The organism is Burkholderia sp. BCC1998 (genome assembly GCF_905339875.1).
GTDB lineage: Bacteria > Pseudomonadota > Gammaproteobacteria > Burkholderiales > Burkholderiaceae > Burkholderia.
In genome coordinates this window covers 15,930-28,194 of the sequence record NZ_CAJPHE010000015.1, presented here as the reverse complement: position 1 = coordinate 28,194, position 12,265 = coordinate 15,930, and the positions used below count along the sequence as shown (strand labels likewise).

The window sequence follows — 12,265 nt, the reverse complement described above, 5'->3', positions numbered from 1 at the left end:
GGCCGGGCCGCGTTCAGGTCGCGCCGCCGGTGGTTCCGGCAGGCACGCGGGGGCGAGAGGTGCGCGTGCGGGTTACTGCTTGACGAAGCGCGAATCGGTCCAGAGGCCCTGCTGGTCGCTGTTGTCGGCGCTGACGAACTGGACGTCGCCCTGATCGACCGACACCACGCGGAAGCGCTGGCCTTCCGGCACCGACAGGCAACGGTAGTCGTCGAAGTACTGCTGCTTCGCCTGCGACTTGCCGTCACGTTCGTGACTCAGTACGGAGTCCAGATTGTCTTTCGACAGACAGCCCCACGCATTCTTCGTCAGCTGGATTTCCTGCTTCGGCTGGACAGCCGCATCGCCGCCCGCCTGGGCGATCGACACCACGGAAAATGCGCCGACGAGGGCAAAAAGGACACCGGTACGCTTCATCATGTTCTGTCTCCAGGCTTGCGGGCACCAGGCTCGGTTAGCTATGTGTTTAAAGGTGATCGTGAACCCGCGTTTTTCACTTTAGAAGACCGGCAAGCGATATCAAGCACATTTGTTGTGCGATCGCAATAGCGGCGAATTGTCGCACCCTGCGCGCGCCCGGTTTTTCACTTGCGGCGGCGTCTGCCGTCCGGCGGATTCGCCCGCGCCGCCGGAAGCAGAGCCTCGTCAGGCAAGCCTTTCGGAGAAACTGCAGTCCGCCGGCTGAACGGTTTGGATAATTCATTTCAATATCGGGACGATTTTGATGCATTGCACATAAAGTCATCCGAAACGATCTGAATTTACCGCAGTGCGGGACCGGATTTACCTGATACAAGAAAAATGCCAGGTATAAGCGCACTCGTATTTACCCGTATTTTTCCGGGCAGGCTTGGCGCCCGCTGCAGCGGAACCGCAGCGGGCGTTCGCCAGTGTTTTTACCCCACCTTATTTAGATCGCTTGCGGGCGCTCGAAATAATCGCGCTGGAAAATGCACATGCGATAAGCGTTGTGATATGCGCCGTTTCCGAAAAATTCTTCCTTCAATTCCGCCTCGTGCTGGAATCCGCATTTCTCGTACACGTGGATGGCCGCCGCATTCGACGTGTCGACGATCAGGTACAGCTTGCGCATGTTCAGCACCTTGAACGCATATTCGATCGCGAGGCGCGTCGCCTGCCCCGCATAGCCGCGCCCCTGGCATTGGGGCGCGATGATGATCTGGAATTCGCCGCGGCGGTGAATGTAGTCGAGCTCGATCAGCTCGACGAGGCCGACCAGTTCGTCCTGCGCATCGACCGCGACGAAGCGGCGCTCGCGCTGGTCGTGCACGTGACGGTCATACAGTTGCGACAGCTCGGAGAAGGTTTCGTACGGCTCCTCGAACCAGTAGCGCATGATCTTCGCGTCGTTGTTCAGCTCGTGAACGAAGCGCAGGTCCTGGCGCTCCAGCGGCCGCAGTGCAAGCGTGTGCTTGTCGTTCTGGAGTTGCATGTTCGTGTCCTTTTTGATGCCCGCGCGCGCATGAAACACCCGTGCGGCGGCGCCGCGAACGGGGCGCGTTCCGCGCTGTAAGAAGTTGACCGCGGGCGAAGGTCAGAGCCTAGAATGGACACAAGGGTTCCTGCCACCGCAAGGAGGCTATCGTGATCGAGCAAGTCATACTCGGCATCTTCCTCGTGCTGCCACTCATGATCGTGGCTGCGCTGTTCTCCGACGAACTGTGGCAGGAACATCGGCGCCAGCATCCGCGCGACGAAAATGCACCGCATATCGACTGGAAACATCCGTGGCGCCGGGTGCGGCGCGGACACTGAGCCGATCGCCATCCCCGCAGCGCACCCGCGCGGGCGGGGCGCTGCACACGGTGCAAACGGTGCAACCGCTTTCCGCCACGAACCGCCTCGAACCGAATCCCGCCCAACCAGCGAGCCGCCGCCGTGAACGACAAACCCGCTCTCCCTCCGCACGATATCCCCGGCGAAGCGATCGACCTGCAGATTGCCGACGTGCTGGCGGCCGTCCGCTACCCGGCCAACAAGGATGCGATCGTCGACGCCGCACGCGACGCCGGCGCCAGTAACGAAGTGCTGTCGATGCTCGACGGCCTGCCCGAACAGGACTACGCGGACGTCGATGCCGTCACGCGCTGGGTCGCCGGCAACTTCGGCCCCGGCCTCGGTATTTGAGCGCACGCCAATAACGCGATAGGATCGGGCCGCACCGGTTGCGCTGCGGCCGGATGCTTGCTGCCCGGCGCCAAGACCGGGCGTGACCGCACGAGTGCCCGGGGGAATCCATGGAAGGTATCCTGATCCAGCATACGACGCGTCGTCAGCTTTGGTTCGGCGCGCTCACGGCACTCGTTATCGTGCTCGCGCTGGCGATCGCCGTGCCGCACGCAAACGTCACGCTGCCGGCCGTCGAGCCGTTCATGCCGATGTGCGCGCTGACCGTGTTCACCACCGCGAGCATCGCCGCCTTCTTCCTCGGCGCGCAGTTCACCGTCACGCGCCAGCCCGTGCTCGGTGCGCTCGGCGGCGCCTATGCGTTCACCGCACTCGCCGTCGCGCTGCAGCTGCTCACCTTCCCCGGCGTGTTCGCGCCGCAAGGCTTGCTCGGCGCGCGTCCGCAAAGCGCCGCGTGGATGTGGGTCTTCTGGCATGCCGGCTTTCCGTGCTTCGTGATGGCCGCGCTGCTCGCGCGCGAGCGGCTCACGCATGCGCCGGTCGGCGCGGCGCAGACGCGCATATGGACCTTCGCGCTGGTCGGCGGCCCGGCCGTCGCGGCCGCGCTGCTGTGCGTGCTCGCACTCAACGTCGCCCTGCCGCCCGCGTTCCATCCGCCAGGCGATGCAGCCGCGCTGCCCGTCGACGGGATCGCGCTGGTCGTGTGGCTGCTCAATGCGCTCGCGCTCGTCGCCGTGCTGGCTTCCGGCCGACTGCGCACGACGCTCGACCTGTGGCTCGCGATCGCGGTGCTCGCCTGCCTCACCGATACGACGCTGAACCTGCTGACCACGAGCCGCTTCACGGTCGGCTGGTATCTCGCACGCGTGTTCAGCATGTTCACGCCGGGCGTGCTGGTGTGCGTGCTCGCCTGGGAAGTGACGAAGCTGTATCAGCAGCTGTTCGAGGCGCATGCGACGCTGGTTCGTTCGTCCGCGCGCGACGGGCTGACCGGCGCGTTCAATCGCAGCCACTTCAACGATCACTTCCACACGCTGTTCCTGCAGGCGCGGCGGCAAGGCGAGCCGTTGTCGCTGCTGATGGTCGACGTCGATCACTTCAAGGCGTACAACGACGCGTTCGGTCACGTGAAGGGCGATGCGTGCCTGATCGCGGTCGCGAATGCGCTGGCCGGCGCGGTGCGGCGGCCGGCCGATATCGTCGCGCGCTACGGCGGCGAGGAGTTTGCCATCGTGCTGCCGAACACCGGCGCGCGCGGGGCACGGGTCGTTGCCGAGGAAGCGCGCGAAGCGGTGCTGCGGATCGATCTCGCGATGCCCGGGTCGCCGGCCGGGCGCGTGAGCGTCAGCGTCGGTTGCGCGACCGTGTCGGCCGACGACCTGTCGACGCCCGATGCGTTGATCGAAGCCGCCGATGCCGCGCTGTATCGTGCGAAGGATGCGGGGCGAAACCGCGTCGTGGCGGCGTGAAAACGTCTGCAGATTCGGGATTTGTTACGGTCATTGTGACCGGAATAATCCGCCGTTACGGATTGCGGCACCGGGAAACGATCGCTTACAGCCGGTGTTGAAAGCGCTCGCTATGCTGGGTTCATGTCGAATGCGAGCAGGTGAGCGTGATGAAGAAAACCCTTTTGCTGATTGCCGGTGTCGCCGTGCTGTTGAGCGGCTGCATCGTGGTGCCGGATGGCGGCGGGTATGGGTATTACGGTGATGGCGGGTATTACCATCATCATCGGCATTGGGATTGATGCATTCCACCCCGGCTGTCGCGACGACGCAGTCCGGATCAGTCGATCCGGATCGCTGGGGACTGAAATTCGAAGCGCCGGTGTTCCGTTGAAATGCCCGCTTACTTGCCAATACAAAACCTGCTGAAAATCACGCCCAGCAGATCATCCGAAGTGAACTCCCCGGTAATCGCATTGAGTTGCTCCTGCGCGAGCCGCAGCTCCTCCGCAAACAGATCGAGCGATTGCGCGCGCTGCTCGGCGTGATCCGCCGCCTGCGCCAGATGCTCCTGCGCAGCCCGCAGCGCAATCAAGTGCCGCTCGCGCGCCAGATAGACGCCTTCGGCGCCCGCCTGCCACCCCGCGATCCGCAGCAGCTCCGCGCGCAGCATGTCGATGCCGTCGCCGCGCTTGGCCGACAGATGCACCTCGGTCAGGTCGCCTTCGGCCGCCGGATGCTCGACGCACGCCGGCACGCCGGTGAGGTCCGTCTTGTTCAACACCCGCACCACCGGCACACCATCCGGGAACCGGGCCGCGATCGTCTCGTCGTCCGCCGTCATCCCCGTGCGCGAATCGAGCAGATGCAGCACGACGTCCGCGCGCTCGATCTCGCTCCACGTGCGCGCAATCCCGATCCGCTCGACTTCGTCCTCCGTCTCGCGCAGCCCGGCCGTATCGATGATGTGCAGCGGAATCCCTTCGACCTGGATCGTCTGCGCGACCTTGTCGCGCGTCGTGCCCGCGATCGGCGTAACGATCGCCAGCTCCGCGCCGGCGAGCGCATTCAGCAGCGACGACTTGCCGACGTTCGGCTGCCCCGCGAGCACGACCGACAACCCTTCGCGCAGCAGCGCGCCCTGCCGCGCGTCACCGAGCACGTGCGCCAGTTGCTCGCGGATCCTCGCGAGCTTGCCGCGCGCATCGGCCGCTTCCAGGAAGTCGATTTCCTCTTCCGGGAAATCGAGCGTCGCCTCGACCAGCATCCGCAGCGTGATCACATCCTCGACGAGCGCGTGGATCTGCCGCGAGAACGCGCCGTCGAGCGAGCGCCCGGCCGAGCGCGCCGCCGCTTCGGTACTCGCCTCGATCAGGTCGGCGACGGCCTCGGCCTGTGCGAGATCGAGCTTGTCGTTCAGGAACGCGCGCCGCGTGAATTCGCCCGGTTCCGCGAGCCGCAGCCCGAAGCCGCGCCCCGCATCGAGGCAACGCTGCAACAGCAGCTGCATTACGATCGGCCCGCCGTGCCCCTGCAACTCGAGCACGTGCTCGCCGGTGTACGAATGCGGCGCGGGGAAATACAGCGCGATTCCGCGGTCGAGCGGCGCGCCGTGCTCGTCGAGGAACGGCACGTAGCTCGCATGGCGCGGCGCGAGCCGCTGCCCGCACAACGCGTCGATCAGCGGCAGCGCGGCCGCCTCGCCGCCGCGCCCGAACGACACGCGGACGACGCCGATGCCCCCCCGGCCGGCAGCAGTGGCAATGGCGACGATCGGATCGGAATCGGTAGCGAGCATGGGAATCGGATGAATCGGGTGAACAGAGCGTCAATGGTGCGCCCGCACAACAGTTCGGGCATCGGGACGCCGGCATTGTAGCCTGCCGGCCCGCACGCCACCGGACACCCGATCGGCGTCGAACTTACCCGAATTTATCCCGACGGGGATAAGTCGAGTATCAATGCCGGACAATCACGTCCTGTCCATTTCGGACGAGTATGCCTTTCCGAACGGTCCGACACTGCGGCCCCCAATTCCGCCGCACGGTCCACGGCAGGTTGGGATTCGTCCGAACAGGCTATGTTTAGCTTATATGGTTGTCTGAGACGTGTCGGTGGAATTGCACAATCACCCCCATGCCGACACCCGAAGAAAAAGCAGCGTTCTCGGAACGCCTGAAATTCGCCTTGCGGCGCAGCCCGGACAAGGTCACCGGCGCGACGGAACTCGCGAACCGGTTCAATCTGCGTCACCGCGGTGCGCAGCCGGTTTCGCCGCAAACCGCGCACAAATGGCTGACGGGCCGCACGATTCCGACGCCGGACAAACTCGAAACGCTCGCCGACTGGTTGCGCGTCGAACTGCATTGGCTGCATTACGGGCCGTCGCCGAGCGTGACCGAACACACGACGCCGCAACCGCTGCCGCGCGACGAGCGTTATCCGCCGACGCCCGAGACGATCGAACTCGCGTCGAAGATCGAGGCGCTGCCGCCGCATCAGCGTTACCTCGTTCAGGAACTGATCGAGCAGTTCTACGGCGGCGACACGAAAATCGAAGCGAAGAAGGCCTGAACGGCAGCGGTCCACGTCCCCGCGCCGCCCCCGCCAGAAACAAAAAAGCCGCATGGATGAAACCATGCGGCTTTTTTGCGTGCATCGCGGGCGGCTGGCCGCCCGCGTGTGTCACGGGCGTCAGGCCTTCTTGCCGCCGCCGAGCTTGCGCGTGATGTAGTACTGCTGCGCGATCGACAGCACGTTGTTCACGACGTAGTACAGCACCAGGCCGGCCGGGAAGAAGAAGAACATCACCGAGAACGCGATCGGCATGAACTTCATCATCTTCGCCTGGACCGGGTCCGGCGGCGTCGGGTTCAGGCTCGTCTGCACGAACATCGAGACGGCCATCAGCACCGGCAGGATGAAGAACGGATCGCGCTGCGACAGGTCGTGAATCCACAGAATCCACGGCGCGCCGCGCATTTCGACCGACGCGAGCAGCACCCAGTACAGCGAGATGAACACCGGGATCTGGATCACGACCGGCAGGCAGCCGCCGAACGGATTGACCTTCTCGGTCTTGTACAGCTCCATCAGCGCGGCGTTCATCTTCTGCGGATCGCTCTTGAAGCGTTCGCGCAGCGCCTGCATGCGCGGCGTGATTTCCTTCATGCGCGCCATCGACTTGTAGCTGGCCGCCGACAGCGGGAAGAACACGGCCTTGATCAGCACCGTCAGCAGCACGATCGCCCAGCCCCAGTTACCGACGAAGCCGTGGATCTTCTCGAGCAGCCAGAACAGCGGCTTCGCGATGATCGTCACCCAGCCGTAGTCCTTCACGAGTTCCAGGCCCGGTGCGACGCCTTCAAGCATGCGCTCTTCTTCCGGACCGGCGAACAGGCGCGCCTGCACGTCGGCCGACTGGCCCGGCGCAATGGCTGCGACCGGTTGCTTCACGCCGACGCGATACAGCGTCGGATCGATCTTTTCAGCGTAGATGTCGCGCTTCACGCCCTGCTGCGGAATCCAGGCCGACGCGAAGTAGTGCTGCACCATCGCGACCCAGCCGTTGTCGGCGGAGTTCACGAAGTCGGCCTTGTTCTTGTCGAGGTCGCTGAAGTTGATCTTCTGGAAGTGCTTCGCGTCCGTATAGACCGCCGGCCCGAGGAACGTATGCGAGAACATCGGCGTTTCGACGGCCGTGTTGTCGCGCACCAGTTCCATGTAGACCGTCGGCGTGACCGGTGCCGTGCCGACGTTGTCGATCTTGGTGTCGACGCCGATCACGTAGCTGCCGCGCGTGAACGTGTAGGTCTTCACGACCTTCACGCCGCCCTTCACCGGCGATTCGAACGACAGCTTCAGCGTGTTCTGGTCACCCGTCAGCGACGTCGGGCCCGCGTTGACCTGCGTATAGACGTCGTTGTGGTTCGGGAAGTCGCCGCCGAGCAGGCCCGAGCGCGCGAGATACGTGTGGCCGGCCGTATGGTCGAACAGCGTGATGTACAGGTCGGGCTGCTTGCCGTCGCCCTGCTTCTTCAGCGTCAGCTTCGCGAGCGTGCCGCCGCGCGTGTCGATTTCGCCGTCATACACGTCGGTCGAGAACTTCACGAGCTGCGCCTGCGCGGCCGGTGCCGTCGTCGACGGTGCGGTGCCTGCTGCTGCCGCGGGTGCGTCACCTGCGGTCGTCGTCGCGCCCGTGCCCGATGCACCGCCCGCAGCCGCGGGGGCCGGTTGCGTGGCGCTCGGGAAGAACATCGACGGGCGTCCATGGTCGCGCTGCCAGTTGTCGTACAGCATGACAGCTGACATGAAGAAGATCACCCATAGGACGGTGCGTTTGATATCCATGCGTTGTCTCAGAGTCGATGGGACCGCGCGTCGGCTTCGCCGCGAGCGCGAGTGTCGGAGTTGGGCGGCGGGACGAGGTCGATGCCGCCCGCGGAAAACGGATGGCATCGGCACACGCGCCTGACGGCGAGATACGTGCCGCGCGCGGCGCCATGATACTGGATTGCCTCGCGCGCGTAATCAGAACAGGAAGGATAAAAACGGCAACGGTTGCCGAGCATCGGGCTCACGGCAACCTTGTAGAAGCGCAGCAAGGCGATCAATACCGTTTTCATACCTTGGGCGGCGCCGTTCGACGCCGCGTCAAAACCAGCCGGGCAGGCGCGAACGCCGCACCACGGATGGATGCGTCACTCGGACGCGGGCTTCGACGCCCGGCGGGCGATTTCCCGGACTGCCCTGTCGAGCAGTTCGCGGATCTCGGCCGCGCACATCGCCGCGAGCGGGGCGGAAGCCGCGCTCGGCAGCGCTTTCTTGTCGAAGCGCGTGTGCTGCCGCAGCAGCAGGTCGTAACCGGCGAATTCGGCCCGGCGCAGGCGAAACGCGTCGCGCGCCAGCCGCTTCACGAGGTTACGCGTTACTGCACGCGGCGCATACTTCTTGCCGACGACGAGCCCCAGACGCGCGGGCTGACCGGTCGGCTTGCCGTAGATCACGAAGTGCGCGGAGCGCCGCCAGGGGCGCAAACGAAAAACGGATGAAAATTCATCCGTTTTCAGAAGTCGCGCAGCTTTCGGGAAGGCGGCTTTCGTCTGCGACGGATTCGCACCCGGCTCGACGGCACCTTCCGCAGGACTGCGGACGGCGGACACAGCGCGCAACCTGCCTTAGATGGCGAGGCGCTTGCGGCCCTTCGCGCGGCGAGCGTTGATGACCTTGCGGCCACCTGCCGTCTTCATGCGGACACGGAAGCCATGGGTGCGCTTGCGGCGCGTCACGGACGGTTGGTAAGTACGTTTCATGATGTTCTCACTTGTTCGAGAATGTCGAAATTCAGGGGACCGCGTGCCCTTAACCGGAGGCATTCGGGCGAACGCAATCGCCGGGAATACAGGATTGGTTTTCGCGGAACCCGCTATTTAAACCGTTTTTCCGTTGACGGTCAATACTTTAGGAGTCGATCGCCTGTGCACGGCCCGGGCGATCCGGCCCCGCGCCCCACAACGCCAGCCTGTGGATAAGTCCCGCTGTGGCGGCGTTTGGCGGTAGAATCTCGCCTTATCTCCAAGAATCCCGCACGCCGCCTCGGCCCGCGCCTGCCCCTCCAGCACTGTGACGCAGGCGTCCGAGGCACGCTCGCACGACCGCTTCGGGCCTTGTTGCACGACCGCGACAAGGGCGCCGGCGAGCCGCGCTGTGCACGCAAAAAACGACAGTTACTTGATGAACGATTTCTGGCAACACTGTTCCGCACTGCTGGAGCGCGAGCTGACGCCCCAGCAGTACGTGACGTGGATCAAACCCTTGGCCCCGGTGGCCTTCGATGCGTCGGCGAACACGCTGTCCATCGCCGCGCCGAACCGTTTCAAGCTGGACTGGGTCAAGAGCCAGTTTTCGGGACGGATCTCCGATCTGGCCCGGGATTTCTGGAACGCGCCGATCGAAGTCCAGTTCGTCCTCGATCCCAAGGCCGGCATGCGCAGTGCAGCGCCCGCGACCGGCGCCGCACCGGCAGCCCCGCGCGCGCCGCTGGCGCCGAGCGGCCCGGCCGCGACGGTTGCCGCGATCGCCGCCAACCTCGCCGCGAATGCCGCAGCTGCACCCACCGCGCCGGCCGACGTGCCGATGACGCCGTCAGCCGCCGCCGCGCACCACCTGAACGCCGACGACGCCGACATCGACCTGCCGAGCCTGCCCGCGCACGAAGCGGCCGCCGGCCGCCGCACGTGGCGTCCGGGCCCGGGCGCCGCACCCGCGAACGGCGGTGAAGCCGATTCGATGTACGAACGCTCGAAGCTGAACCCCGTGCTCACGTTCGACAACTTCGTGACCGGTAAGGCGAACCAGCTCGCGCGCGCCGCCGCGATCCAGGTCGCGGACAACCCGGGCATCTCGTACAACCCGCTGTTCCTGTACGGCGGCGTCGGCCTCGGCAAGACCCACCTGATCCACGCGATCGGCAACCAGCTGCTGCTCGACAAGGCCGGCGCGCGGATCCGCTACATCCATGCGGAACAGTACGTGTCGGACGTGGTGAAGGCGTACCAGCGCAAGGCGTTCGACGACTTCAAGCGCTACTACCACTCGCTCGACCTGCTGCTGATCGACGATATCCAGTTCTTCTCCGGCAAGTCGCGCACGCAAGAGGAATTCTTCTACGCGTTCGAGGCGCTGGTCGCGAACAAGGCGCAGGTGATCATCACCAGCGACACGTATCCGAAGGAAATCTCGGGCATCGACGATCGCCTGATCTCGCGCTTCGACTCCGGCCTCACCGTCGCGATCGAGCCGCCCGAACTGGAAATGCGCGTCGCGATCCTGATGCGCAAGGCGCAGTCGGAAGGCGTGAATCTCTCGGAAGACGTCGCGTTCTTCGTCGCGAAGCACCTGCGCTCGAACGTGCGCGAACTCGAAGGCGCGCTGCGCAAGATCCTCGCGTATTCGAAGTTCCACGGCCGCGAGATCTCGATCGAGCTGACCAAGGAAGCGCTGAAGGATCTGCTGACCGTGCAGAACCGGCAGATTTCGGTCGAGAACATCCAGAAGACCGTCGCCGACTTCTACAACATCAAGGTCGCCGACATGTATTCGAAGAAGCGCCCCGCGAACATCGCGCGGCCGCGGCAGATCGCGATGTATCTCGCGAAGGAACTCACGCAGAAGAGCCTGCCGGAAATCGGCGAGCTGTTCGGCGGGCGCGATCACACCACCGTGCTGCACGCGGTGCGCAAGATCGCCGACGAGCGCAGCAAGGACGCGCAGCTCAACCACGAGCTGCACGTGCTGGAACAGACGCTGAAGGGCTGAGCGCGCGGCGCGCTTGATAATTCGGCATCCGCCCCAAATTAAGGGGGGCGGTTCGGTTTTGAGGCACAATACTGGTTTGACCGCCCCGGTGGTGGCGGGCCAAGAGCCCGGCCGGCGGGGCGCTGCGAGGCTGCTGCGCTGCAGGCCGTTACTCAACGAAGGAACTCTATGCAACTGGTCAAGACCGAACGAGACACCCTCCTCAGGCCGCTGCAAACGGTCAGCGGCATCGTCGAACGCCGCCATACGTTGCCGATCCTCGCCAACCTGCTGATCACCAAGAACGGCCCGGACGTTTCGTTCCTGTCGACCGACCTGGAGCTGCAGATCACCACGCGCGCCGATTTCGGCGTCGGCGGCGACCAGGTCGCGACCACCGTCGCGGCGCGCAAGCTGCTCGACATCCTGCGCGCGATGCCTGACGGCCAGGTCACGCTGTCGCTCGCCGACAAGCGCCTCACCGTTCAATCGGGCAAGAGCCGTTTCGCACTGCAGACGCTGGCGGCCGACGAGTTCCCGACCGTCGCGCAGGCGAAGGATTTCGGCGCGACCCTGACCGTCCCGCAGAAGTCGTTCCGCCAGTTGCTCGGCATGGTCCACTTCGCGATGGCGCAGCAGGACATCCGCTACTACCTGAACGGCATGCTGCTCGTCGTCGACGGCGACCAGCTGATGGCCGTGGCCACCGACGGCCACCGCCTCGCGTTCTCGTCGATGAAGCTCGAAGGCGGCACGTTCGGCCGCCAGGAAGTCATCGTGCCGCGCAAGACGATTCTCGAGCTGCAGCGCCTGCTCGAAGACATCGACGACACCGTCACCATCGACATCGCGCAAACCCAGGCCAAGTTCACGTTCGGCCAGGTCGAGCTCGTGTCGAAACTCGTCGAGGGCAAGTTCCCCGACTTCCAGCGCGTGATCCCGAAGGCGCACAAGAACACGTTCGAGATCGGCCGTGAAGAACTGCAGCGTTCGCTGCAGCGCGCGGCCATCCTGACCTCGGACAAGTTCAAGGGCGTGCGCTGCATCATCGCGCCGGGCCAGCTGAAGATCATGTCGACCAACGCCGATCAGGAAGAGGCGCAGGAAGAACTGGAAATCGCCTACCAGGGCGATACCGTCGACATCGGCTTCAACGTCACGTATCTGCTCGACGTGCTCGCGAACCTGAAGGTCGACACCGTGCAGGTGAGCCTCGGCGACGCCAGCTCGAGCGCGCTGATTACCGTGCCCGAGAACGACGAGTTCAAGTATGTCGTGATGCCGATGCGCATCTGACGCGCACGACATCAAGACACACACCAGGGGGCGGCAAGCCCCTTTGGCGTTTTTATGGCGAACCGACAACCCGTCCT

14 protein-coding genes are annotated in these 12,265 nt (G+C 64.7%); 7 read left to right on the top strand and 7 right to left on the bottom strand.

All coding sequences use genetic code 11. The features are described from left to right. Nucleotides 1-72: 72 nt before the first annotated feature. Nucleotides 73-420: a surface attachment protein Sap1 gene (gene sap1, locus U5A56_RS23810; protein ID WP_044848669.1), complete on the bottom strand. Its 348-nt coding sequence runs from the start codon at nt 418-420 to the stop codon at nt 73-75. A 490-nt stretch (nt 421-910) separates the two neighbouring features. Then, nucleotides 911-1,453 (bottom strand): spermidine N1-acetyltransferase, encoded by a 543-nt coding sequence (gene speG, locus U5A56_RS23805; RefSeq protein ID WP_044848671.1) that lies wholly within the window; start codon nt 1,451-1,453, stop codon nt 911-913. Between the two features lie 152 nt (nt 1,454-1,605). Between speG and U5A56_RS23800 the strand changes: the two genes are divergently transcribed. From U5A56_RS23800 to U5A56_RS23785, 4 genes are all read left to right on the top strand, one after another. After that, the gene (locus U5A56_RS23800; RefSeq protein WP_044848668.1) at nt 1,606-1,776 is read left to right on the top strand and encodes a hypothetical protein; all 171 of its coding nucleotides are present in this window, start codon (nt 1,606-1,608) and stop codon (nt 1,774-1,776) included. Nucleotides 1,777-1,899: 123 nt separating this feature from the next. Next, nucleotides 1,900-2,148: a DUF2795 domain-containing protein gene (locus U5A56_RS23795; protein ID WP_006756942.1), complete on the top strand. Its 249-nt coding sequence runs from the start codon at nt 1,900-1,902 to the stop codon at nt 2,146-2,148. Nucleotides 2,149-2,258: 110 nt separating this feature from the next. Then, a complete protein-coding gene (locus U5A56_RS23790) occupies nt 2,259-3,617 on the top strand; it encodes a sensor domain-containing diguanylate cyclase (RefSeq protein ID WP_321802653.1) in 1,359 nt (452 codons plus the stop codon). A 149-nt stretch (nt 3,618-3,766) separates the two neighbouring features. Further along, on the top strand, nt 3,767-3,898 hold the full coding sequence (locus U5A56_RS23785) for a hypothetical protein (RefSeq protein ID WP_321819468.1): 132 nt from the start codon (nt 3,767-3,769) through the stop codon (nt 3,896-3,898). 101 nt (nt 3,899-3,999) lie between these two features. On the opposite strand, the gene mnmE is transcribed toward U5A56_RS23785, so the two are convergent. After that, the gene (mnmE, locus tag U5A56_RS23780; protein WP_124570790.1) at nt 4,000-5,394 is read right to left on the bottom strand and encodes a tRNA uridine-5-carboxymethylaminomethyl(34) synthesis GTPase MnmE; all 1,395 of its coding nucleotides are present in this window, start codon (nt 5,392-5,394) and stop codon (nt 4,000-4,002) included. A 338-nt stretch (nt 5,395-5,732) separates the two neighbouring features. Here mnmE and U5A56_RS23775 point away from each other — a divergent pair, with 338 nt between their 5' ends. Next, nucleotides 5,733-6,170 carry a helix-turn-helix domain-containing protein gene (locus U5A56_RS23775; protein WP_124486743.1) on the top strand — a complete coding sequence of 146 codons (438 nt, stop codon included), beginning with the start codon at nt 5,733-5,735 and terminating at the stop codon, nt 6,168-6,170. 120 nt (nt 6,171-6,290) lie between these two features. Here the strand turns inward: U5A56_RS23775 and yidC are convergent, their stop codons facing one another. From yidC to rpmH, 4 genes are all read right to left on the bottom strand, one after another. Next, nucleotides 6,291-7,946, bottom strand: a complete 1,656-nt coding sequence (yidC, locus tag U5A56_RS23770) for a membrane protein insertase YidC (RefSeq protein WP_321924845.1) — start codon at nt 7,944-7,946, stop codon at nt 6,291-6,293. Between the two features lie 8 nt (nt 7,947-7,954). Continuing rightward, complete coding sequence (gene yidD, locus U5A56_RS23765; protein ID WP_006489939.1) at nt 7,955-8,221, bottom strand: membrane protein insertion efficiency factor YidD; 267 nt, start codon at nt 8,219-8,221, stop codon at nt 7,955-7,957. 75 nt (nt 8,222-8,296) lie between these two features. Further along, on the bottom strand, nt 8,297-8,758 hold the full coding sequence (rnpA, locus tag U5A56_RS23760; RefSeq protein WP_021157986.1) for a ribonuclease P protein component: 462 nt from the start codon (nt 8,756-8,758) through the stop codon (nt 8,297-8,299). Between the two features lie 15 nt (nt 8,759-8,773). Then, complete coding sequence (rpmH, locus tag U5A56_RS23755) at nt 8,774-8,908, bottom strand: 50S ribosomal protein L34 (RefSeq protein WP_004198824.1); 135 nt, start codon at nt 8,906-8,908, stop codon at nt 8,774-8,776. A 421-nt stretch (nt 8,909-9,329) separates the two neighbouring features. On the opposite strand from rpmH, the gene dnaA reads away from it, so the two are divergent. Both dnaA and dnaN read left to right on the top strand, forming a co-directional pair. Then, nucleotides 9,330-10,913, top strand: a complete 1,584-nt coding sequence (gene dnaA / locus U5A56_RS23750) for a chromosomal replication initiator protein DnaA (protein ID WP_321924843.1) — start codon at nt 9,330-9,332, stop codon at nt 10,911-10,913. A 168-nt stretch (nt 10,914-11,081) separates the two neighbouring features. After that, on the top strand, nt 11,082-12,188 hold the full coding sequence (gene dnaN / locus U5A56_RS23745; RefSeq protein ID WP_006756934.1) for a DNA polymerase III subunit beta: 1,107 nt from the start codon (nt 11,082-11,084) through the stop codon (nt 12,186-12,188). Nucleotides 12,189-12,265 lie beyond the last annotated feature (77 nt).